Origin of the sequence: Filobacillus milosensis (assembly GCF_004402015.1) — a bacterium.
Classification (GTDB): Bacteria; Bacillota; Bacilli; order Bacillales; family Alkalibacillaceae; genus Filobacillus; species Filobacillus milosensis.
Map to the genome: position 1 here is coordinate 58092 of NZ_SOPW01000013.1, position 24479 is coordinate 82570.

General features: G+C 33.5%; 22 protein-coding genes and 1 pseudogene. 17 read left to right on the forward strand and 6 right to left on the reverse strand.

Features of this window, described 5'->3' with window-relative positions; translation table 11 throughout:
* Window positions 1–150: 150 nt before the first annotated feature.
* From E3U55_RS12020 to E3U55_RS12055, 8 genes are all read left to right on the forward strand, one after another.
* Window positions 151–618, forward strand: coding sequence for a hypothetical protein (locus E3U55_RS12020; protein ID WP_134340724.1), 468 nt, complete (start codon window positions 151–153; stop codon window positions 616–618).
* 290 nt (window positions 619–908) lie between these two features.
* Entirely contained in the window at window positions 909–1397 is a 489-nt protein-coding gene (locus tag E3U55_RS12025; RefSeq protein ID WP_134340725.1) for a TlpA family protein disulfide reductase, read from the forward strand.
* On the forward strand, window positions 1397–2074 hold the full coding sequence (locus E3U55_RS12030; RefSeq protein ID WP_134340726.1) for a cytochrome c biogenesis CcdA family protein: 678 nt from the start codon (window positions 1397–1399) through the stop codon (window positions 2072–2074). Before E3U55_RS12025 ends, E3U55_RS12030 begins: the two co-directional genes overlap by 1 nt.
* 28 nt (window positions 2075–2102) lie before the next feature.
* A complete protein-coding gene (locus tag E3U55_RS12035) occupies window positions 2103–2414 on the forward strand; it encodes a cation transporter (protein ID WP_134340727.1) in 312 nt (103 codons plus the stop codon).
* 64 nt (window positions 2415–2478) lie between these two features.
* The gene (locus E3U55_RS12040) at window positions 2479–3207 is read left to right on the forward strand and encodes an urease accessory protein UreH domain-containing protein (protein WP_134340728.1); all 729 of its coding nucleotides are present in this window, start codon (window positions 2479–2481) and stop codon (window positions 3205–3207) included.
* 20 nt (window positions 3208–3227) lie between these two features.
* On the forward strand, window positions 3228–3734 hold the full coding sequence (locus E3U55_RS12045; protein ID WP_134340729.1) for a hypothetical protein: 507 nt from the start codon (window positions 3228–3230) through the stop codon (window positions 3732–3734).
* A 127-nt stretch (window positions 3735–3861) separates the two neighbouring features.
* A complete protein-coding gene (locus E3U55_RS12050; RefSeq protein ID WP_134340730.1) occupies window positions 3862–4056 on the forward strand; it encodes a hypothetical protein in 195 nt (64 codons plus the stop codon).
* A gap of 23 nt (window positions 4057–4079) precedes the next feature.
* On the forward strand, window positions 4080–4673 hold the full coding sequence (locus E3U55_RS12055; protein WP_134340731.1) for a DUF3231 family protein: 594 nt from the start codon (window positions 4080–4082) through the stop codon (window positions 4671–4673).
* A 51-nt stretch (window positions 4674–4724) separates the two neighbouring features.
* Here the strand turns inward: E3U55_RS12055 and E3U55_RS17390 are convergent, their stop codons facing one another.
* The gene (locus E3U55_RS17390) at window positions 4725–4868 is read right to left on the reverse strand and encodes a hypothetical protein (protein WP_153801941.1); all 144 of its coding nucleotides are present in this window, start codon (window positions 4866–4868) and stop codon (window positions 4725–4727) included.
* 128 nt (window positions 4869–4996) lie between these two features.
* Between E3U55_RS17390 and E3U55_RS12060 the strand changes: the two genes are divergently transcribed.
* Window positions 4997–5341: a MerR family transcriptional regulator gene (locus tag E3U55_RS12060; RefSeq protein ID WP_194840905.1), complete on the forward strand. Its 345-nt coding sequence runs from the start codon at window positions 4997–4999 to the stop codon at window positions 5339–5341.
* 588 nt (window positions 5342–5929) lie between these two features.
* Here E3U55_RS12060 and E3U55_RS12065 read toward each other — a convergent pair.
* From E3U55_RS12065 to E3U55_RS12080, 4 genes are all read right to left on the reverse strand, one after another.
* On the reverse strand, window positions 5930–6520 hold the full coding sequence (locus E3U55_RS12065) for a hypothetical protein (protein ID WP_134340733.1): 591 nt from the start codon (window positions 6518–6520) through the stop codon (window positions 5930–5932).
* Window positions 6501–7955: a site-specific integrase gene (locus tag E3U55_RS12070; protein WP_228547553.1), complete on the reverse strand. Its 1455-nt coding sequence runs from the start codon at window positions 7953–7955 to the stop codon at window positions 6501–6503. Before E3U55_RS12070 ends, E3U55_RS12065 begins: the two co-directional genes overlap by 20 nt.
* 212 nt (window positions 7956–8167) lie before the next feature.
* Window positions 8168–11212 carry a helix-turn-helix domain-containing protein gene (locus E3U55_RS12075; RefSeq protein ID WP_194840906.1) on the reverse strand — a complete coding sequence of 1015 codons (3045 nt, stop codon included), beginning with the start codon at window positions 11210–11212 and terminating at the stop codon, window positions 8168–8170.
* A 211-nt stretch (window positions 11213–11423) separates the two neighbouring features.
* Window positions 11424–12503, reverse strand: a complete 1080-nt coding sequence (locus tag E3U55_RS12080; RefSeq protein WP_134340736.1) for a site-specific integrase — start codon at window positions 12501–12503, stop codon at window positions 11424–11426.
* Between the two features lie 175 nt (window positions 12504–12678).
* Between E3U55_RS12080 and E3U55_RS12085 the strand changes: the two are divergent.
* The 3 genes and pseudogenes from E3U55_RS12085 to E3U55_RS12095 all read left to right on the forward strand — a co-directional run.
* A pseudogene (locus E3U55_RS12085) lies at window positions 12679–13935 on the forward strand (DNA topoisomerase); the annotation flags it as partial.
* A 339-nt stretch (window positions 13936–14274) separates the two neighbouring features.
* Complete coding sequence (locus E3U55_RS12090; RefSeq protein ID WP_134340737.1) at window positions 14275–15534, forward strand: cytochrome P450; 1260 nt, start codon at window positions 14275–14277, stop codon at window positions 15532–15534.
* 267 nt (window positions 15535–15801) lie between these two features.
* Window positions 15802–16671 (forward strand): DMT family transporter, encoded by an 870-nt coding sequence (locus tag E3U55_RS12095; protein ID WP_134340738.1) that lies wholly within the window; start codon window positions 15802–15804, stop codon window positions 16669–16671.
* 63 nt (window positions 16672–16734) lie between these two features.
* Here E3U55_RS12095 and E3U55_RS12100 read toward each other — a convergent pair whose 3' ends face one another.
* Window positions 16735–17310 (reverse strand): Maf family protein, encoded by a 576-nt coding sequence (locus tag E3U55_RS12100; protein ID WP_134340739.1) that lies wholly within the window; start codon window positions 17308–17310, stop codon window positions 16735–16737.
* A gap of 194 nt (window positions 17311–17504) precedes the next feature.
* Between E3U55_RS12100 and E3U55_RS12105 the strand changes: the two genes are divergently transcribed.
* The 5 genes from E3U55_RS12105 (at window position 17505) to E3U55_RS12125 (ending at window position 24252) form a co-directional block, all read left to right on the forward strand.
* Entirely contained in the window at window positions 17505–18197 is a 693-nt protein-coding gene (locus E3U55_RS12105; protein WP_134340740.1) for a response regulator transcription factor, read from the forward strand.
* On the forward strand, window positions 18175–19689 hold the full coding sequence (locus E3U55_RS12110; protein ID WP_134340741.1) for a HAMP domain-containing sensor histidine kinase: 1515 nt from the start codon (window positions 18175–18177) through the stop codon (window positions 19687–19689). The genes E3U55_RS12105 and E3U55_RS12110 overlap by 23 nt, the downstream gene beginning before the upstream one ends.
* A 94-nt stretch (window positions 19690–19783) precedes the next feature.
* Window positions 19784–21799, forward strand: coding sequence for a prolyl oligopeptidase family serine peptidase (locus tag E3U55_RS12115; RefSeq protein ID WP_134340742.1), 2016 nt, complete (start codon window positions 19784–19786; stop codon window positions 21797–21799).
* A 191-nt stretch (window positions 21800–21990) separates the two neighbouring features.
* The gene (locus tag E3U55_RS12120) at window positions 21991–23376 is read left to right on the forward strand and encodes an aspartate aminotransferase family protein (protein ID WP_134340743.1); all 1386 of its coding nucleotides are present in this window, start codon (window positions 21991–21993) and stop codon (window positions 23374–23376) included.
* Window positions 23377–23397: 21 nt separating this feature from the next.
* Window positions 23398–24252: a MurR/RpiR family transcriptional regulator gene (locus E3U55_RS12125; RefSeq protein WP_134340744.1), complete on the forward strand. Its 855-nt coding sequence runs from the start codon at window positions 23398–23400 to the stop codon at window positions 24250–24252.
* Window positions 24253–24479: the final 227 nt, after the last annotated feature.

The following is a 24479-nucleotide window of genomic DNA, read 5'->3' on the forward strand; positions in this document are numbered from 1 at the left end:
TTAAATGGGGAAGTTAAAAAAATTTTTCGTTTGACATATTAAAGAAATGAAATATAATAATATATAAATTCTTTGTTTTTTTACTAATTTCTATCTGATGAAGAGGAATGAGGCTTTACTGCTAAATAATATAGTAAGGAAGTGATAAATATGAATAAATCAAATATGAATAAATCATTGATTATTGTATTTGTACTTACAATAGGTGTCCTATCAGGGTGTGGAATAGTATCTAATGTTTCTCAATTGACAACTAATCAGATCACTAGTCAGGCTTCATCGAACACAAATAAAGAGATAACGAATCAGACTTTATTGAACAAGGAGGCAACGAATAAGGTCTCAAAGAGCGAAACACTTAGCGAAAAATCTGTTACAAAAACAAAAGGGGATGTAGAAGGGGAACTTGTCCTTTTTCTTAAACCGGGTCCATGTTGTCCAATATTATCTGATGCTGAACTTGAAAAAATTGTTCGGGAACTGCCCGGTATTAGTAAGGCAACTGCTGGAACAGATGGACGAATGAGTATATCGTATGATGCATCGAAAACATCTTTAAGGGAAATACAAATTCAAATCTTACAAAATTCAGGATATTACGCAAAAATGAATGAATAAAACTGGTAGATAATGCAAATTATCCTTTGTGTTGTTTCATACTAAAAAGGGGAATAAGTTTTTATTTAAATGTGAAATTGCTTTTCATAAAAATGATTCCATGCCTTTATATGGCATTTATTTTCATGGTGCTTCTATGATAATGATTTAAAAAAAGTTCATTTTTTAACAATGTATTAAGATATTAAAATGTTATAATTTTATAAATACAGATATCAAATAGAACGCTAAGGGTATAAAAGCAGATTTTTTTGCTTTTTATATCTAAGTTGTTCAAAGGAGTGAAAAGCATGAATACCCGCATGGGACTAATTGTAGCCTTAATTTTTATAATTGTTTTATCCGGATGTAGTACCGCAAATCAAAAATATGAAGATCCTCCTTTTTCTTTTAATGCAAAGGACGTTCACGGAAATAGTGTAAGTTTGAAAAATGATGCTCCTACTATAATGTACTTTATGGCATCATGGTGCCCCACTTGTATAGGAGGAGAAAGAGTACTGAAAGAGGTTAATGAACTGTATCCTAAGGTTCAACTAGTTACAATTGATGTTGATCCAGTTACAGATACGGTAGAAAGTTTAACTGAGTTTCAAAAAATGTATGGTGGAAATTGGTCTCATGTTTTGGATGAAGGCCAAAAAATATCTAAAGGTTACAGTGTAAATCGCTTAGAAGAAATGATAGTAGTAGATAAAGATCAAGAAGTAGTATTTCGTGGAACGAATCCTTCATTAGATGAGCTGAAAGAAGCTTTATCTAGTATAGGGGTGAAATAGTGGGTATTTCTTTTTTATTTATTTTTACAGCAGGTATGCTTGCAGCTATAAACCCATGTGGAATTGTAATGCTCCCATCCTATATTTCCTATCTCATTGGTGGGGAAAAGGTACAAATGTCAAAATGGTCATTTATTATAAAGGGTTTAGGACTTGGTCTATCAATGACATCCGGCTTTTTAACAGTATTTATTGTTGTGGGACTATTAATAAGTTGGATTGGAGGAGAGTTAGCCCGTTATTTTCCTATTTTCTCCCTTCTGATAGCCATTTTACTAGCAATGTTAGGTGCTGGAATGTTATTTGGAAAATACCTTCCGGTTAGGACACTTTCGATTAATGTGAAACCGGGTAAGGGATCCGTTTATTTTTATGGTATTGCCTATGCGATTACATCGTTAGGCTGCACACTACCAGTATTTTTATTAGTTGTTTCTCAATCAATGAGTGAAAATAATATTATCGGAATCATTGGTAACTTTTTTGTTTTTTCTCTAGGAATGGGGCTAGTTGTAACAGTTATAACCATTGTGTCTCTTATTTCCAAGAATTTCGTTCACAAGTTTTTACAAAAATATATACCCCTTGTGAACAAACTAGTAGCAAGTATTATTTTAATATCTGGTTTATATTTTATTTATTATTGGACTTTCGGTTTAGGTGGAGTATTGAATTGAAACTAAATATCAATAAAGGTGATGAATAATGGATAACAACAATGTAACAGTGATCTTACCTATACAAGGAATGACTTGTAGTGGTTGTGAATCCCATATTAATAGGACTTTGGAGAAGACGAGTGCTAAAAACATAAAAACGAGTTTTCGTAAGAAGGAAACTCGCTTTCAAATTAGTGAAACTGAAATAGAAAAAGTAAAAGCTTTAATCGCAGAAGAAACAGGTTATAAAGTAGGAAAAGAAAATATATTAACTTCAATAGAAGAATTTGATAATGAAAAAGAAGTTTTACATCAAAAAGGATTTTTTTCAAAAATGAAAGAGCTTTTTAGAAGTTAAGGGAAAAAAATGGGCGAAGGCTTGTCGCCCTTTTTGATTTTGTAAAGTAGGAAAGGTGATATTTTTGTATGAAATTCTTAATTCCTTTAGTCAACTTTTATATGGTCCGTTAACAGGTTTAACTAATGGCTTCGGCCATATTCCCATTTTATCTGCATTTTTTTTAGGAGTACTCGCTGCCGCCTCTCCGTGTCAATTAACAGGAAATATTGCAGCCATAACACTCTATGGAAACCGTTCAGTACAGGAAAGAATTCCTTGGTTTGACGTCATTCTCTATTTATTTGGGAAAATTATAGTTTTTACTGGATTCGGATTATTAATCTGGTATTTTGGAAAAGATATTTCCAGAGAACTTACGATATATTTCCCATGGGTTCAAAAATTAATGGGTCCTCTATATATATTAATAGGTCTTCATTTATTAGGGAAAATTCAATTTAAATGGCCATCCTTTTTAAGGCAAAGAAATAATAAGTTTATTAATAATGGAAAGGCTAGTTCGTTCTTGTTTGGAGTTATGTATTCACTAGGGTTTTGTCCGACCATGTTTGTTTTGTTTTTCGTTACCTTGATGCCAATGGTCTTAAGTTCTTCTTACGGCATGATTCTTCCAAGTTTATTTGGAATCGGAACAGCATTCCCTTTCCTTATTTTTTTGTTTTTGATTTGGTATTTTGGGATTAATGGAACAATCATGAACAAAGGGAGGTCAGTAGGAAAAAAAATCCATCAATTCGCAGCATTGTTTCTAATACTTTTGGGTATATCAGATACCATCACTTATTGGTAAGGTTTGTGAGGTGAAAAATAATGGCAAGTTGTTGTTCTATCGATATTAACAACTATTTTGATAGCATTATTATTGGTGAGGACTATTTTAGCTTATCAATGGCTTTTCATTCCATTTCTTTTGGAATGAAAACGGCATTAGTCGTTAAAAAAGATCTAGATATAGCAATAATGAAATTTTTAGAACGATTTGACTCTTATATTGAACGGGATACAACAATGCCAAAATCTCTTGAAGATACAAAAGAAGATTTCCATCTCTCGCTTTTTGAAGATAATAAGTTAACTATAAAACAAAATGGCATTTCAATAGAAAAAAAAGAAATAGAAGGAAATATTATCATTATTAATGAACAATATGCCGTGAACTTCAAAAATGATTATTTTGAAGGGGGATTTTTTTACAAAGACAAAATAATAAAGATCCAGCCAGAATTTTGGCTAAGTTATTTTTCGAATGATGATGAACAAAAAGAAATATGGGATGCTTCCGAATACTTTGTTAAAAAATTAATAGTAAAAAATTGAGCCTACGAGGCTTTTTTTTGTTGCAAATATTTTGAATGGTAAATGTTTAGAAAGTAAAAAGGAACAAATGACTAATGTTTACATAAATTGTAGAGGGAATACAATAATCAATAAGAAGGTGGTCTTTATGAACTTTTCCCCATATCCTTATGGATACAACGAAATTATGATGCGTGAAGAAATGAAGATGAAAAACAATGCACAAATGCAATCAATGATGAAAATGATGATGGATCATATGAAAACAACACAAGAAATTAAGGGAATAGTTAGTGAAATAAATGAGCGTTTAAAATTTATGGAAAACCAGTACAAAATCTAAAAAGGAAAAGGGAGTTGTATTTGATGTATTCTGTAAATCATTATCCCTCCATTGCTATTGGTTTTGAAAAAGGTGTTACCCCCTATAGTTCTTTTCCTATGACCTGGTATGAATCACAAAGAAACATCCGTCAAAAACTAAATGCAAGCGAATATTATGCTGTAACTGAGGGGTATCTTAGGGAATGGGTATGTATGGGGCAATGTAACTTGTATATCCAAGCAACTACTGATCCATATATCAAAAAGGTAATTGAAATTTATAGAAGAGATGTCTGTGAACCTAATTTAACAGAATTAAAGCTAATACTTGAAAAGGGAAAGTATAAACTTCCTGCGCCATATAATGCTATTTCAGAATCAATGACTGTAGAACAATTAGGAAATATTCCAACAAATGCAATTAGTGATAAACAAATATTAATCGGTTTTAAATATGCAACACTAGGATTTATGAACCTGTGGAACATGGGTGCTAGTCATAGTTTTCGTACTGAAGTAAGAGAGGCTTTCTTACGAAATTACCATCGGGCTAATAGATGGCATTTAGCATTTCATGCTATGTCGGAAAAAATGGGCTTCTTAAAACCACAACCAATTATTCAACCGGAAGTCTAGAAAATAAGAAACATCCTATTTAAACATAGGATGTTTCAGTAATTGGTTTAATTAAACTGTCTCTTCAATATTTCTGCAACAGTCTTTAATAATGCTTAGTTCTTGACTGATTTCTTCAGAAGGATTAGAGTTTGCTATTCGGTTGCAACACTCTTCAATCCGTTTTGCTTGTTGGTTTATTGTTTCTTTGTTCACTTTAATCACCTCCATAATTATAGTCCCCTTTAACTTGTTCTTAATCCACTATTTTAATACGTAGGCTTGACATTGTACTATGGTACAAGCTGTATAATTATTTCATAGAAAAAATTAGGAGGATTATTGTGGAAGGAATATATATTAAAGAACTCACAACTCAATGTAATGTCAACAAAGAAACAATTCGATACTATGAGCGTTTAGGATTAATAAATAAACCAAATAGAACAAAATCAGGATATAGATTATTTTCAAAAGACACGATACAACGTGTTAAATTTATAAAAAAAATGCAGGAATTAGGGTTTTCATTAAAAGATATTGCTGTTTTTCTATCAATTGAAGATAAGAATTTAGATGAAAGTATAAATTTACAGGGATTTATAGAAGAGAAATTAAATGAGGTTCAGGCAAGAATAAGTAACTTAGAAAACTTCAATGTGAAATTGGAGGTTAATTCCAATAAATAATTCCTATAAAGGCCAGGTAACCAATTAAACTTTTAGTATTTCCAGCAATGCCGTTTGGCAGGAAGGCAGATTGGATTAGGCTCTATCTAAGGACTAGGATAGCGTTCTTTTTTTGCATTTAGGTAAGCTCCCAAAACGGTAAATAATTGGAGAGTGGTACATTTTGCCTCTTACTCATCTATGAATAAGATGTTTTGTTCTACTGCACTTATAGTTTTAAACAAGAAAAGGATTTAAAAATTGAGTAGAGGGTGGTGATAAAGTAGACTCAACTTTCGCACTTTGAAAATTAATCTAATTTCTTCGAGCAGTAAGGCCTAAAACGGCTCGTATATGTATCTTGACATTAATAAAGCCATGAAAAAACAACCTCAACGTTTGGTATAGTGTAATTGAAGCATGCCACCGTTGTGCAGAGGCTTGCCAACATCGTAGCATAAAAGTTCGATATTCTCTCCACATAAATAGCATACATGAATTTAAGATAAGAAAATTCATGCATGCTATATCCATCTATAGTTTTGTTTAGGTAAGGTAAAAATTTTGAATCAGAAAAGTGTTGATAAAATACATTGAATTATCCCTCTTTTAGTCATCAAATAATGTTGCAAAACTACTCTTAAGATCCAGGCTGAGACTCTGCTGTTTGTTCTTTTCATTTATGGAAATTACATTATCTCGTATTCCTTTTTCTCGCCTAACACTTGGATTAGAACTAGCAATTAGGAGACTTTCATAATGTTTAATAATGGCTTGCTGTTCCTTTATTTCTTTTTCCTTTTGTTTGATGATCTCCTCTAAGTCTTCTTTATCCTTTACTTTTTTATTTAGCTTTAGGTTTTGTTCATAAAGAGACTGAATGACTTCGTTTAAATGAAACAGAGCATCCCTTAGTCCTTTTTTATTATTCTCAAACCTAGTAATATATTCATCTATATTTGGAAGGGGGAGAGAATGATTTGTTGTTTCTAAGGATTGACTAATGATAGGTTGATTCAATCTATTAATCACATGAGCCATTCTCCGTGACCAAACATGGCGTTTGATTTTGGTTGCTTTCTCTAATTGTAGGTAAGTTACTTTCCCAGGATTATCTTGAACATATTTCTCCAGTATCGATTTAAGTTCAGCCTCTGTATATCTATTAGGACGACCTTTTTTATTCTTGTTTGGTTCCATCTTGATTCACCTCAAATCTTTTTGGGATTAGCGAGTCTACCATAGCTTTTTGTTCCATCATCCTATTAAGTTCATTTGCGGTAGAAGATAGTTCTTCCTGATCAATTGTCGAATAATAGTTTGTATCTAGATTAAATTTCATATTTTGATTAATATGTTCTAATAGCTTAATTTGATCACTGATACGACGGTCTAATAAGTCTGAACAATCTGTTAACCAACGAATTCCATCTGTGTAATTTTCCTCTGGATAAAAATGATAGAAATCACAAAATCGACAATCCCCCGTACAGTTATTTGGGAAATCTGAATCTGTGCAATATCCATATTCAACAGGTCTTAGTGTATCAAAGTCACTAAGCTCATAAATGCGATGTTTATCGAGTTTGCTTTTAACAGTAAATATACCGTCTGACATCGATTTATTTAATCGGTCTAATCGATTATTCTCGGACAAAACATATACCCATGACTCTGCAAAATATTCAATATGTCCCCAGTAATTTTGTTGAGTTCTTAATCGTCTATGTCCACCCATTTTAGCAATGGATAGCATGTTAAACCCCTGTAGCATCATGTTGCAAAAGGCAAAATGTCTTGTGTCACCAGGAGATACTTGTTCTACTTCTGAATAGTCATATTTACCTTGAACAATTTTTTTATAAAAATCATCCAATAAAGTTTGGAACTGGGACAATAATAAAACAGTACGATCCCTCTTATAGGTATCTCTTTTTAAATCTAAATACTTATAATAGGTTTCATACGACATCAAATAGTTTGGCTTATAATCATTTGGTAGCATGTCTTGATATGTTTTTACTAATTCATATATTTTTTGGTTAATTTGAAGCGTGTTTTCAATATCGATATCACTATAACTTTCGTATTTCCGTTTCTCCCTTGGGACTGTGATCCAATATGAATTGTCTTGTTTTTTTTCGACACAATTTTTCTTCAACAGAAGAAACTCACTGGGACGTAAAGGAATAATTGTAGTAATTTTCCACCATAATAAGATTGGATAGTATTTTGCACGCTCATGTTCATTACAAGTGTTTTCAAAGTCAGTTATCACATCATCAAATAATAAAATATATTCGTATTTAGGAAGTTTTCTATTTCTTTGCACATATTGATATAATGGGGTACATTTTTCAATAAACTCAGCTGCATTTGAGTGATTGATAAAATGCAGAAATCTGACAGTATACAGAGCAATATTATTCCGTTTACTATACCCAAATTGATTAATGTATTCTTCCAACTCCGGTAAAGCCTCTAAGCTAAATCCTTTGCTAATAAATATTGCTTCTTTTATTGAGGCAACAACAGTTTGTGTATGATGGATTGTAAATTCGGATGAAATTTGAAGTAGGGCAAAGCACTTCAGAGCAATATTTAATTCGCGAAATAGTTCAAGATCGAACTTCAAAGACCGCGTGTTTCTGAATCGGTCATACAATATCCAAATATTATCGTCAAAACTATGTGCTTCAAGATATCCTTTTAATCTATAGTCCATAAAAATATTATAGTAATGAGAGATATTTGTTTTATCGAAGTTGTGATTTTCAATGATATTAACATTCATTGATTTACCTAAATCTTTTATTCTTTTTTGTGAGATCACAAGTCCACAACCCTTTATACTTTAGTTTCTGATACCTTAGACGTAACAGATAAATTATCTTGAATATCAATTAAAGAACTCTTTAAATCCCGTAAGTCAATAAATGTTCCAATATGCTCTTTACCTAACTCAACGGCTGCTTGATCTAAAATAAATAAAACCTTAAATAACAGAGATGAATCTCTTTTTCGTATTGCCTCAAATTTCGTTGATTTTATTGATTCAATCAGTCTCTTTAATTCCTCACCTATTGAAAATAATAGGTAGTCTTTTGGTATAATATATTCGCAATTTAAACAGGAGGTAGCCGTTTTATTACTACATTTAGGAAATATAAAGCATTGAGCATGTTTCATTTTAGCAGGCATTTCTCCGTGGAAAATCTTCTTTAATTTAATTTCTAATTCTTTTTTTGACATCATTGCTAAGCGCAATGGTAACGAATTCTCATAATTTTGTTCCTTTAGTAAGAAAGACGATAGACCTTCCAATTGAATAGGTGCATAGCTGTCACGGTATAACTGTATCATCTTTGTTCGTTCTTCTAGTGTCTGTGAACTCTGCTCCATATATAAGTTAATCATACTATTATACAACCAACCAAAATGGCCGCGATTAAACAGGTTAAGAGAAACTTTATCTAGAGGACCATCTTCATTGGTAAATTGTATATAAACAGTTGTTGAGTCTTGATCTTTATGATATCGCATCGTTCGTGTTAATTCGTATGAAATATCAGCATCTTTCCCTGATTCATTAATGTGATGAAAATAATAGGTTAGTAGAGTTCTGTTCATTTTTAAACTTTTAAAATCCGACAAATCTTTCTTGTGCTTAAAAAATTTTTTGTTAATGAAATTGTGCCTGATGGATTCTAGTAATAAGATATCTTTCCATTTTCTACGGTGCAATTCAACAATTACTACGGCAGTTGCAAATGGAACGACAAGATCGCTATGACACAAAAATTGTCCAAGCGCACCCGTTTTGGAAATCCGCAATTTTCCTACTTTTAAATAGACCTGATTCACAATTAATTGGGCTTGTTCATGCGAAAGTCTTTCTTTTTCAAAGTAACTAAGCGAGTTGACTTTGATATCATCTAGATCAATGGAAGGAAGCCCGTGAATAATATCTGATTTACGCCAGGCATTAATCATATGCATTAAAACAAATAACCAGGTTTGAGCAATTGTTTTAGTTTTTATTGCTTCTGGGACATGAACCTCAATATTTTTTACATAATTGTAGTAGTCTATAAACTTTTCAAAGCTATATATATTTTTGTCTTTGGGATCCTTGTTTGCCATATTATAATTATTTTTAAAATTACAATTTACACGTTTTGCACAATATTGAAGAAAAGAAACAAAGTATTGTTTGACATAGTCAGGAGTGCTTTTTGATTGCAGTATCCCTTCAATTTCTTTGTCTGTAAGAAGATATACTTCTCTAGGAATAATCGATATTATAGCATCGATTGTATTTGCATAATAAACGACTTTCTTGTTTAGTGTATCTCCATTTGCTTTACTATTAGATAGCGTGTGATTAACAAACTCCATATACAAATCAAATGAATTTTGGAGTGTGTTTGGTATTTCCAGGTTCAATGATTTGTATTTAAACTTATTGATCGCATCGAGAGTGGTGAACTGACCTTTGGTTTCAGGTGTAAACTTCTGATACAGTGAGGTTTCATAATCAGTAATATCTGCTTCTGGTATAACCCAACTTCCTGTTGACATTTTATAAGCTTTTGGCAATCGATTATTTAATATAAGCTGTTTAGTATAGCCCTCACTAAATTTTAACCTTTCAGCAACTTCACTTATGGTTAAATAGCCAGGAGGTATTGATAAAGTTAACTCAAGACTTTCAATATCTGTTTCCGGGATTAAATAGCCCTCTCTTCGTGCCCTTAAGATAGCATTTGGGAATTTATTTTCTTTTATATATTTTCTTATAGTATCTGGATGACATGCCAATCTTTCAGCAGCTTCCTTGATTGTTTTATGTCTAGGTAACTTATTTGGCTTTTGCATTTGAAGTGATAGAATATCTGTTTCTAATATTAAGTATTCATTCTTATGACCGCGAATATAATTTGGAAAGTTTCCTTTTCTAATATGTTCCCTGACTGACTCCTCATGACAGAGGAGTTTCTGCGCGGCTTGAGACACAGTTAAAAAACCATCAGGTATCACAAGAGATCTTTCATATGCTGAGATATCTGTTTCTAGAATTAAGTAACCTTCAGTTTGGTTTCTGAAAATAGTGTTTGGAAATTTGTTAGCTTTAATATAGTCTCTAAGAGTAGCTATACTAATATCTAATATTTTTGCTGCTTCTTTTAATGGTATGTATCCTTCTGGTAACTCCAAATTTTTCTTTAAATTTTCAATATCCAATTCTGGAATAAGATAACCTAGACCGGCCCCTCTTAAAACCGCATTAGGGAGCTTATTTGTTCTAATGTAGGTTAAAATATGACTTTCACTCCAAAACATTCGATTAGCAGCTTCTTTAGTTGTTATGTACCCTTTTGGTATGCTTAAATCTTGTTGTAAGTTAAGTATATCCTTTTCAAGAATCCAATATTTCCGTCCAACTTTGTGATTAGAAAGTTTGCCATCATTTATATAACGAAGAATAGTGTTAGCGTTTAATGACACCATACTAGCAGCGTGTTCTAAGGAGACATAACCGTCTGGTTTAAGTGCTTGTTCGAAATCTTCCACATCAGATTTCGGAATCAATCGGCCTCGACCGTGTTTTTTTGAAATTGTATTAGGGAACTTTCCTTGTTTGATATAAATTCTTATGTTGGAATCAGAACATGACAATCTTGATGCAACTTCTTGAATTGTTAAGTAACCTTCGGGAGTGGTGGAAAGTTCTTGTATAAGTGTATCAATGTCTGATTCTGGTATGAGATAGGAACGACTATTTTCTTTTTGGATCGCATTCGGAAGTTTATTTTTTTTAATATAGCTTCTAACGGTACTTTTATCACAGGAAAGTGTTTTAGCTACTTCCTCAATATTTAAATAGGACATCTCTCTGCACATCCTTTCAAACTCTCTGATTTATCTTTCACATGACTCATGGTTTTGTAAGCTCTGGACTGCTTGATCCATATAGAGTATCTAATCGATTTTCTAGTTTTTCTTTCATTCTAGTTGTATTCGCAAAGTAGGGCATAACGGATTCAAAGCTACTGTCTCCACGAGGAAATGAAACTTCATAAAGATTTTTCGCTTCTTCAGCTCAAAGATTACTAAAAACACCTCTTCCTAAGTGTGTTGACCACTTGAAACTTGCTAAGGTCAGTGAGGCCATTTTATCATCTACATTCTTTGAATTTCTTAAGTATGAAAGAAACTCTTCCTTTAATTTATTAAAATAATATCTGTAACTTTGTCCAGTTAAAGCGTAGCCATGTTTATTTATAAAAAGCGGATCCGAACCACTTATAGCAGGATATTTTTCAAGATGAGTTTTATAAAAAACCTTTGCCCAATTCTTGTAACCTAATACCAACTGATACCTAGGCTTTTTAACATAATTGGATCCAGACGTATTACTAAGATCTGTTCTAAGGGTCCGACTTTCAATGTTAAGAACTAATCCATTTTCACCATAGGACCCTAGAGTACTTACATCCATTCGTCGTAAGTTTACAATTTCGCCAACCCTTAGTCCCCCAAAAAATTGCATATACACCCCCAGTGCAATTACACTTTTGGTTTGAAAGGCCATTTCTAAGAAATATAGAATGTATTCATCAGGTATGGTATGTAAAATATTATTTTTTTTATCTCCTAGGTAGTTAACATCATAGAAAGGGGAGACATAGTAAGTTTCATATTTATTATATGGTTTAGTTTTTTTCTCGAATGTATCCATTTCAAGAGTGATAAAATTTCTTTTTGTTAAATAAATATAGAACTCGGTAATGGTTCTTTCTATTTTTTTTACTGTGCTACGAGGAACCTGGTTATAGGTTAGTTCATTTAAATAATCACTACCATGTTCTAAGTTTAAGTCGGTTAAAGAAGAAAGATTGTAATAGGTCTTATTTTCAATAAGGAAATTAAGGAATTTAACAAGGTTATAGGCATGAGATTTCATTGTATTAAAAGCACTGTACTTCCACTTATAAAAAATAAAGTCTGTTAAAGGATGAATCATGGACTTATTGTTTCGTCTGTTTTTAACTGCAATAACTGCAAATTCTTTTTCATCCGGGCTACCGTCTTTGTTTTTAGCAATTTGTGACCAAACTGAACGAACAATAAATTTGATGTATCCACTTCGATCAAAGTCAACCACATTTTTATTTTCCATAAGAATCCTTTCTTGTATTAAAATATAGTAAACTGGTAATCTTCCTAACAACCATATCATTTAATAGATTAATGCACAATAAAACCAATTGGATTTTATAATAAAACATTGATAAAATAAGGATTATCGGCTACTAATGCACAGAAACTATTTATGTACAATTTTTAATAGATACCGTACAGATTCTCGATATATTTCAAGTGATATTGTTTCGACGATACCTGAGCGATTAAAAGCTTGTGGTGTTGGTGAGTATCGATCAGCAGCTAATAAAATTTTAGCTAAGCCAATTAAACCAAACAAATCGTTCGTCAATAACTCGAAAGTAAGCGATCATCATGCCATTATCCCGACTGAAGGATACGTGAATTTCTCTGCTTTCACCAATAAGGAAAGAAAAATCTATGATTTAGTAGTAAAACGTTTTTTAGCAGTTTTATTTCCACCACACGAATATGAACAATTAACGGTACAGGCTGAAATTAATAAAGAAAAATTCGTTGCTAAAGGCAAAACTGTAATCAAAGCTGGTTGGAAAGAAATTTATGAAAACAAATTTGAAGATGAAGAATTAACAGACCATATAAAAGAACAATTATTGCCCAATATTGAAAAAGGCGATGTATTAAAGACAAAGTCAGTCGATCAGACTTCAGGTCAAACAAAGCCCCCTGGACGCTTTACAGAAGCTTCTTTGCTGTCAGCCATGGAAAACCCTGCGAAGTATATGCAAACGAGTAATAAAGAACTTGCAGATACTTTGAAATCAACTGGTGGGTTAGGCACTGTTGCAACACGTGGAGATATTATCGATAAGTTATTCAATTCATTCTTAATTGATAAACGTGGCGGGAAAGAAATTTATATCACATCAAAAGGTCGGCAGTTACTTGATTTAGTACCAGAGGAATTACGTTCACCTGCAACAACAGCTAGATGGGAGAAAAAGCTTGAGCTTATTGAAAAAGGCGAGCTGAAGAAAGATGTGTTCATTAATGAAATGAAAGAGCACACTAAAAAAATCGTTGCAGAAATTAAAGCAAGTGACAAAAAATATAAGCACGACAATATCTCAACAAAATCTTGCCCTGATTGTGGTAAACCAATGCTTGAAGTAAACGGTAAAAAAGGCAAAATGTTAGTATGTCAAGATCGTGAGTGTGGTCACCGCAAGAATGTGTCACGTATAACAAATGCTCGCTGTCCTCAATGTAAAAAGAAAATGGAACTACGTGGCGAAGGAAAAGGACAAATTTTTGCATGTAAATGTGGTTATCGAGAAAAGTTATCTTCTTTTGAGGCGCGTCGCAAAAAAGAAGGTAGTGGTAAAATGGATAAACGTAAAGTACAGAAGTATTTAAAGAAACAAGAGGATGAACCAATTAATAATCCATTTGCTGAATTATTAAAAGGGACGAAGTTTGATAAATAAAATTAATAGCGAAGTTACATTGAATAAAGACACAAGATCATCTATTTGTGTCATATTGTAAGATATTTATTACAATATCAGATTATTTCACCAAAAAGCATTAATTATTAAAGTTTTTCCGTTCATAAAAAAGATGCTCTGCTTACCCTTTAGATGTAACCGGTCTAAAGGGTTTCTTGTTATCTATCTATTGATAATCTTTATGCGATAAAACTAACTATTCGATAATGGTCTAATTTAACAATGAGAACAAGCGATTGTTAAATGGCATTTTGTTTGATACACCACAATCACGGGAACTATATAGTTAAACAAATTTCGTGTTTGGAGGATTTGCTTATGTCAGAGCATGAACAAAATATGCCTAAAGAAGGTGGTGTCGATCATACGCTGGACTTATTAAATGAGGGATATTATTTTATTTTGAATCGAAAAAATAAATTCGATTCCCGAGTATTGGAAACTAGATTATTGGGTGAGAAAGCTATTTGTCTAGTCGGTAAACAAGAAGCGGAATTATTTTATAACGAAGACTATTTCACTCGTGTAGAAGCTGCGCCTAATCGTGTTAAGAAAACATTATTAGGCGAAGGTGGTGTACAGGGATTAGACGGGGAAGAACATCGCCATCGAAAAGCTATGTTTATGAATTTGATGACCAAAGATTCGCTTGATGAAATCAGCAGGTTAACTCGTGAGGAATGGGATCATGCAATCGAGGCCAATACTCAAGAAGAACTCAATGTTTACGATGAAGCTAAGCGTGTGTTAACTAGAGTTGCTTTGCGATGGACTGGCGTCCCGTTTAAGGATGAAGATGTTGACCAATGGGCGAGTGAATTAGGTGATATGTTTGAGAAAGCATCCAAAGTTGGACCGAAACATTGGAAATCAAGAAGGTCTCGTTCTAAAGTGGAAGATTGGATAGAAGATTTAATAAAAGATGTGCGAGATGATGCTATTCAAGTGGAACAGTCGCGGGCCTTGTATGTGTTTTCTAATCACCGTGATCTAGAAGGTAAGTTCTTAGATAAACACGTAGCAGCTGTTGAAATCATTAATTTATTACGCCCAATTGTAGCAATTGCAGTTTTTATTGATTTTGTTGCCCTTTCGATTCAACAGTTTCCAGAAGAGGCAAAAAAGCTAAAAGCTGGTTCAGCCGAAGATCTTCAGAATTATACACAAGAGGTTCGACGTTACTTTCCATTCTTTCCAGCAGCGATTGCAAGAGTTAAGAAAAACTTTACATGGCAAGGATATGATTTTAAAGAGAATACACTGACCTTATTGGATTTATATGGTACGAATCAGGATCCTGATCTTTGGCACTTTCCTGACAATTTTACCCCAAAACGTTTTAAGGAGTGGCAAGGAAGTCCATTTGATTTCATACCACAAGGTGGCGGAGAGTTCGACATAGGCCATCGTTGTGCAGGTGAGTGGATCACGATTGAAATCATGAAAGAGACTTTAGATTATTTCATTAATCAGATCAGCTATAAGTTTCCACAACAAGATCTTAGCTACAGTATGAATGATATTCCGGCACTCCCGAAGAGTAGAGTGAAAATTAAACATGTGGAGAAAATTAAATGAGAAGCTTTTAACATAATACTTCCGCAAATTACCTAGTAAATATAATAATATACAAAGATTTTAATAACCCGAGGAGCATTTAAACTTTTCGGGTTTTTTGTTTACAACATATATAGAAAATTCATTAGTTTTATGGATAAGTTACACAGGTATATATAATATATTAAAAAAAGATTACAGAATATCCCTTTTTTAGTAAACGTAGTTTGATAAGGAAAGAAAAAGTGTATAAACACGTACGATTTTTTATATTTAGGAGGCTAACCATTGAGATTTACAGGTGTAGGCTTAGTAATACTAGCTGCTATATGCTGGGGCATTACTGGCGGAATTGCTGATATTTTAATGAGCAAGGGCTGGGATCCTATTGTGATTTCACTTTACCGAGGCGCTGTAGGATTATTATGTTTTTTTGTGTGGTTTCTTGTTCGCTTTAGACACTGTTGGGTTAACTCATCTCGTTTATACTTTTGGTCTATATTGGCGGGTTTAGGGGTAGCAGGAAATTTCACGTTTTATTTTTTAAGTATTCAAGCGGCAAGCGTTGCTGTGGCAGCTACTCTAATGTACACTGCACCTGTAATCGTTCTTTTAATTTCATTTTTATTTGGAATAGAGCGTTCGACTTGGTTTAAGTGGTGCTGTATTGCTGGTGTCCTTTTGGGGATTATCCTGCTTACAGGTGCCTATAACACTGAATCAATCTCAGTTAGCTTTTTAGGGGTGGCTACAGGGATTGGTGCTGGTATTTCCTATGCTGTATTCATATTCGGGTTTAAAAAAGCGTCTGCTAAAGGAAAACCACAGCCATCGTTAATCATCGCCTTCTTAACATTTTTTGTAATCCTATTTACACTTTCGGATAAGAGTCAGGCGGCTGATGTGTTATCGTCAAATGATTTAGGTTGGTTTATTCTTATAGGAATCATAGGATCTGGTCTCTCATTTATACTGTATATGAATGGTATACGGAGTACTACACCGACAACTGCTTCGATGGTTGCAATGGTAGAACCGGTGACAGCCTCATTATTTGGTCTTATGATTCTCGGAGATCAATTGAACATCATTCAACTTTTAGGTATGGTACTTATTCTGGTAACGGTCACTACGCTAAGTATGAAGCAGTCCGGTTAGGAAAGTTTTTAGCAAAATATTTGAGAAAAACACCATTTTCTGAATAAGTGGTGTTTTTCTTTTTTAATATTTAGGAGAAATATTAAATTCCCTCAGCTCGCGTACAACTCTCGAAACAGGTAAACCTACAACATTGTAATAGTCTCCTATAATTTGCTTTACAAACATGGCTCCGATACTCTGAATGCCATAAGATCCAGCTTTATCGTATGGATCTTCAGTTGAAATATATGTTTCAATTTCTGCATCAGATAATGACCAAAACTCTACTTTTGTTTGTTCTACAAGCAGCACTTCTTGAGTTTTGGAACGAATCATAACACCGGAATATACCTCATGTATGTCTCCACTTAGTTTAGAAATCATCTCAAAGGCTTCTTCCTTGTTTTTAGGTTTTTCAAAAATCTCATCCCTGTAAGATACTACTGTGTCAGCAGATAAAATAATCTCATCATTTGCCTTAATGGTAACAGCTCTTCCTTTATGTAATGCCAATTCCTTTACTTTTTCTTCAGGGTTAGTCGTCTTGATAAGTGTTTCATCAAAATTATGCTTACGTATTGAAAATGGAATATTGACTTGGTTCAGTAGTTCTTTTCTTCTAGGCGATCCGGAAGCTAATACTAGTTTGTTTGGCATTATTTTTCCTCCAATATCCACTATGTCATTAAATGAAGTATAGCAAGGTTATCGTGTTTCCTCAATTTCTTAATATAAATCGTTAAATCTTAATAAATTCTTCATTTTTATCCTAGCTTGAAATTAAGAATTTGTATTTATAATCAAATTATCAATCATTAATTTTGGTATAATTTTGAAAGGAGGGTAAGTCGATGGAACAGTATGTTGTATTAGTTGTAGATGATGATAAGGAGATTAGAGAAGGAATTGAAATCTATTTAAAAAATGAGGGTATGAAAGTCATCAAAGCTAATAACGGTAAAGAAGCTATTGACCAGTTAAATGAACATGAAGTTCATCTGATATTACTTGATATTATGATGCCGGAATTAGATGGTATTCAAACAACCTTTAAAATCCGTGAAGACAGAAATATTCCAATAATCATTTTGAGTGCCAAAACGGAAGATACGGATAAGGTACTCGGTTTGCAAGTCGGAGCAGATGATTACATTACCAAACCTTTTAATCCATTGGAGCTGATAGCAAGAGTCAATTCTCAATTAAGGAGGTATGTTAAACTCGGTCATTATGAAGGGAAAAATAATATTATTGACCTTAATGGTTTAACTCTGCATCAAGAGGCAAAAGAAGTGGCGCTTAATGGAGAGAGTATTCAATTAACTCCAATTGAATATAAGATTGCTGAATTGTTGATGCTTCACGCTGGACGAGTATTTTCAATCGCTGAAATATATGAAAAAGTATGGAAAGAACCGTCTTATAACGCGGAAAATACAGTTGCTGTTCACATACGTAAAATAAGAGAAAAGATAGAGATTGAACCAAAAAGTCCTAGATATTTAAAGGTGGTGTGGGGCATTGGATATAAAATGGAAAAATAGTGCTATAACAGTATTGTGGTTGTTATTATTTACTTATGGGTTAAGTGGTGTTCTGTCAATATTACTTAATGACTTCAATTATATTAGACATAACCTATTGATTTTTTGGATTTACACAATTGGTGCAATTATTGCTATGTTTTTAAGCTTAATAATTTATAACAAAAAGATAGACGTATTATCTTTTAAAACTGAACAAGTTCAACAATATTACAATAAAATCCCTTTAGATATAGCCATTCTTTTAGCTTTTATTTCATCAATCATTACTTTAGACATTCTAGTAAATTATCATTATATTTACGCTGGAAATGTATTTTATGCATTAGAAAGAATACTATACAAACTCCTTGATGGTACTATGATGGTGTTGATTTCTTCATTTCAATTATACTTTTTATATCATCGAATTAAGGATCTATCCTTGCTCAAACAAGATTGGAATGATTCTCTTACATCTAAATTTATATCTATAGTTGGAGATGCTTTTAGCCATAGAAGTACAGGGACTAAAATTTTTATGACACTCGCATTTGTTTTCTTTTCTGGAATGGGTCTAGGTTTAAGTATGTTAGAAAATGACTTAATTATTGTGATACCTTTTATTTTGTTTTTCGGGTTAATTATATTGTTTTTGATAATTAAACGGGTTGGCTATTTTAATAGAATTGTCCAACATGCGAATTCGATTTCAAAAGGAAATATGGAACCAGATTTAAAAGTCAAAGGAAATTCGGTATTAGCTCAACTTGCCAATGATATTAACAAATTGAAATATGGTGTAAAAAATTCACAACAAGCTCAAGCTAAAAGCGAACGGCTAAAAACCGAATTAATTACTAATGTGAGTCATGATTTGAGAACGCCTCTTACTTCAATAATGACATACTCAGAGCTTTTAAAAGATGTTCACTTAACTGAAGAAGAGCGAGCTCAATATATTGATATTATTGATCGTAAATCAAACCGATTAAAAGTGTTAATTGAGGACTTATTTGAAGCATCAAAAATGGCGAGCGGAAATATGGAGTTAGAAAAAAGTAAAGTTGATTTAGTACAGTTGTTTCAACAGGCATTAGCGGAGTATGACGACATGATTCAAGAGTCTTCAATAAAATTTAGAGTGAATACCCCAGAGCGACCTGTTTACGCGATGGTTGATGGACAAAAGATTTGGCGTGTATTTGACAATTTGATTGAAAACATACTTAAATATTCACTTAAGGAAACGCGAGCATATATTCAAATTACTCAAGAAGCGAATGTGGTTTCAATAACCTTTAAAAATATCTCGGAGTATGAACTAAGTGAGAATTTTGATGAGTTGGTAGAACGTTTTAAACGAGGTGATGAATCAAGGCACACAGATGGATCTGGTTTAGGTCTTGCAATATCAAAGTCAATTATTGACCTACATGAGGGAGAGTTTGATATTGATGTGGATGGTGATTTATTTAAAGTAACGATAAAGTTGAATTCATCAACAGTTTAATTTAAAAAATACAACCCTAAACATTTGGGGTTGTATTTTTATTGAAAGAATTTAATTTCGTGTGTCGAAACAAATAGTTTAGGAGGGGATATTGGTGAGAACTATCAAAAAGAATAATATTGTAGAAGATTTTCATGGAACAAAGGTAGAAGATCCTTACCGCTGGTTAGAGGATGCTGAAAGTAATGAGACGAAACAATGGGCTGAAGATATTGGTAGGCAATGTGATGCTTATTTTAATAACACGAACACTAGAGATGAGGACCGAAAACGTTTGACAGAGTTATGGAATTATCCGAAGTATTTCGTGCCTCAAAAAGTGAAAGACCAGCTATTCTATCAAAAAAACGATGGCTTACAAAACCAAGCCGTACTTTATAAAAGTAGTGGAAATGAGGACTCAGTTTTAATCGATCCTAATCAGCTGAGTGATGATGGCACAGTGGCCATGGTTAATTTTGAATTCAGTCCCAATGCGAAATATATGGCTTATGCGACATCAACTCACGGTAGTGACTGGCAGGAAATCTTTGTGCGAGAGATTGATCACGCAAGCAATTTAGAAGATCATATTCAGCATGTTAAATTTACGTCAATTGCATGGTCGCCTGATAGCAGTGGTTTCTATTATAGTCGATTTCCTGAACCTGAGTCAGTCAATGAAGAGGATCAAGGGAATTATCATAAGGTTTATTTTCATAAACTTGGCACCTCACAGGCTGAGGATCAATTAGTTTATGAGCACCCTGATAACAAAGAATTAATGTTTATGCCATTCATTACACATGACGATCAGTATATCGGATTACATGTTAGGCATGGTACGTCTGCGCAAAATCGTTTTTACTTAAAGAAAATAGACGAACAAGGTGAGTTCATTCGATTATTAGATGAACATGATGCAGAGTATATATATATTCACAATGAAGAGTCTTTATTTTATTTTAAAACAGATTTAAATGCTCCAAAGGGAAGAATTATTGCGATAGATATTAACCATCCGACTGAAGTAAAAGAAGTCATTGGAGAGCAGGAAAACTTGATGCATGCAGTGGCCTTTTATAATAATCAATTTGTCGTTATTTATTTGCAGGATGCTCAGCATCAAATCCACTTGTATCATAAAAATGGACAATATGATAAACAAATCCAGATACCACTGACAGGTTCATTAGTTGATCTGAAAGGAAAACACGATCAATCTGAAATGTATTTTGGAATGACGTCTTATCTTAGTCCAACAGAAGTATATCGATATGATTTTGAAAAAGATGAATTAGACGTTTTCGCAAAGTCAGAGTTAGAAGTTGATACTTCTCAATTTGAGACAGTGCAGGTTTTCTATCAATCAAAAGATGGAACAAAAGTACCGATGTTCATTACAAAGAAAAAGGGTCTTCAATTAGATGGGACTAACCCAGTCATTTTATTTGGTTATGGAGGTTTCAATGTTGCGTTAACGCCTGCATTCAATCCTGCTGTTTTACGTTGGTTAGAAAAAGGTGGAATCTACGCGATCGCAAATCTTCGTGGTGGTTCTGAATATGGTGAAGAATGGCATAAGGCAGGTATGCTAGAAAATAAACAAAATGTATTCGATGATTTTATATCTGCAGGGGAGTATTTAATTGAGCAAAAGTATACGAGTAAAAACAAACTGTCCATCATGGGAGGATCTAATGGTGGTCTGCTAGTGGCAGCTTGTATGGTTCAGCGCCCGGATTTATTCGGAGCGGTTGTCTGTCGCGTGCCTGTGATTGACATGTTACGTTATCACAAATTTACGATTGGCCGTTTCTGGATTCCTGAATATGGAAGTGCTGAGAATCCTGATCAGTTCCCATTTCTTTATAAATACTCACCACTGCATAACATTAAAGAAGGACAAAAATATCCGCCCGTCCTAATTGCGACGGCTGAGAGTGATGACCGAGTCGTACCGGCGCATGCAAAGAAGTTTGCAGCGACTTTATTTGAAAAAGCTGATCCGGAATCTACAATTGTTTTACGATTAGAAGCGAAAGCAGGTCATGGTTTAGGTAAACCAACATCTAAATTAATTGATGAATGGGTCGACTTTTATGCCTTTTTAGATAAAGAATTAAAATAAAAAATTTCATGCTCATGAACATTGATTCATTCAGTGTTTATGAGTTTTTTTGTGCTTGATTTGTAATGGATGTTTCAGTGAAAATAGATATTCAACTATTTATGAAATATTTATTGCAAAAAGGTTCTTTATGAAATAGAATGTTCATATAATTAGATTATGAAATAAATATTTCACGAAAGGTGAGTTGAATGTATACTGAGATCATGCAAAGTGAGCATATGTCAGATAAAACAAGAGTATCTTACGAAGCTTATCAGCAGGCAAAGGAAGTGATTCCTGGAGGGGTAACAGCCAACATTAAGTATTTCGATCCACACCCAATTGTGATGAAAGAAGCGCATGGTAGTCGATTAATCGATGTTGATGGGAACAAATATATTGATTATTTATTATGCTATGGGGCACTTGTGTTAGGTCACGGCCATACAGCAGTTAAAGAAGCGGTTAATGAACAGATCAATCAAACTGGGACGTTTATTTTTGGTTCACCTCATAACTTGGAATATGAAATGGCTCGAAAACTGGTTGATTTATTTCCGGGCATTGATATGGTCCGTTATACCAATTCTGGTTTAGAAGCGACTCTTTTAAGTATTCGCTTAGCCAAGGCTTATACTGGTAAACGGAAAGTAGCAAAGTTTGAAGGACATTATCATGGTGGTTACGATGAGATGTTAATTAGTGTGAATCCTGATTTGGATGAAGCGGGTGAAGCGAGCACTCCGAATGCTGTCCCTGAATCAAGTGGTTTAGGAAAAGAGGATTTGGACAATACAATTATTTTACCTTTTAATGATTTAGAAGGGACTAGAAGAATTTTAACTGAACGCCAAGATGAGTTATCAGCAGTTATACTAGAACCTATTCAGAGTGGTTTTATCCCTGCAGATGAATCGTTTATGAAAGGATTAAGAGAAATAACTGAAGAGTTAGGAATACTATTGATTTTTGATGAAGTAAAGACTGGTTTTCGCTTAACGGTCGGTGGCGCTCAATCATTATATAATATTGAACCGGATATCACATCGTTAGGAAAAGTGCTTGGTGGCGGATTTCCTGTTGGTGCTGTAGGTGGTAAAAAAGAAGTGATGAACATCATGGCACCTGACCGTGGTAAAGATATTTTAACTGCAGGTGTGAAGGATGATGTAAAAGATGATATCATGTTTCATAGTGGAACTTATAATGGTCACCCTGTCGTGTTAGCGGCTGGATTAGCAACCATTCAAGAGTTGGAAAAACCAAATGTTATGCAAAACCTCTTAGAGAAAACTAACTTGCTGCGCCAGCAATTGGAGCTATTATATAAAAATTATTCCATTACGATGCAAACGGTTGGAATGGGAAGCATTTTTAATATTATTTTCACTGATTATGAGATTAAAAACTATCGTGATTTAAATCATGCTAATATGGAATTAAGAAAACAACTCGATTATGAACTGTTAAACCAAGGGATTTATACCAAACCAATGAACCGTTATTCTATGAGTATTGCGCATACAGATGAAGATATTCAACAGACGGTTCAAGCACATGAACGCGCCATTAAATTAGTATTAGGGCGATCATAAATTGAGAATGGGGCTGAAATTATGACAGACGTTTATAATACAATTACTGACCACTTATCAAAGATGAGCAGATCTCAACGCGAGATTGCCAAATATGTACTCAATCACATGGAATCAGTCCCTTTTCATACTGTAGGTCAAATGGCTAAACATTCTGGAGTTAGCGAGGCCACTGTCGTTCGCTTTGCAACATTCTTAGGTTACAGTGGTTATCCAGAATTTCAACAGGCATTACAAGAAGCAGTTCGACGTCAATTAACAACAGTTGAACGATTAAAAATTTCAGATGATGTATATGATGAAGAGGATAAAGCCATTTATGAAATGTTTGATGAGGATGTTGATCGCATAAAATCAATGGCGAAGCAGCTGGATACAGACGCTTTTCATCAAGCTATTGATTTAATTGTTAACGCCAAACGTATTTTCATCATTGCGAATCGAAGTGCCGTGTCTGTGGGAACATTTTTAGAGTTTTATTTTGATACGATGCTAGAAAACACGGAACTTATTCGTAATCCACACGGGATTTCTGAAAAGCTATTTCGGTTAAATGACGGTGATGTTGTCATCGGTCTTAGTTTTGCACGTTATACTAAAAATACGGTTGAAGCAGTATCGTTTGCGAAAGATCGAGGGTCAAAAGTAATTGCCATTACTGATAATAAGATGTCACCATTAATTCCTTATTCGGACGTATCATTATGCGCCAGAAGCGATGTTCCTTCATTCATTGATTCTTTTGTGGCCCCGTTGAGCTTAATCAATGCTTTGATCGTTGCTGTTGGAAAAAGAAAACGTAATGATATAGAAACACATTTAGAAGAATTAGAAGAAGTTTGGGAACGATTTGGGATTTTTAGTCAGGATGAATAATATACTCAAAGAGAAAGCGCGTGAATTCGAAGTTTGAATTTACGCGTTTTTTATGATTACAAACTAGTATTAAACAACAAAGATGACAACATATCTGAAATAGGTTATTATATAAAAGTTGTGAATTTAGGTATTGAAGGTAAGTATTGGGAATGTGTTTAATTTATGGGAATAACACAGGAGAACCTTAGTAAAGATTCTAAGGTTTTTTTATGCGATTAGAAACA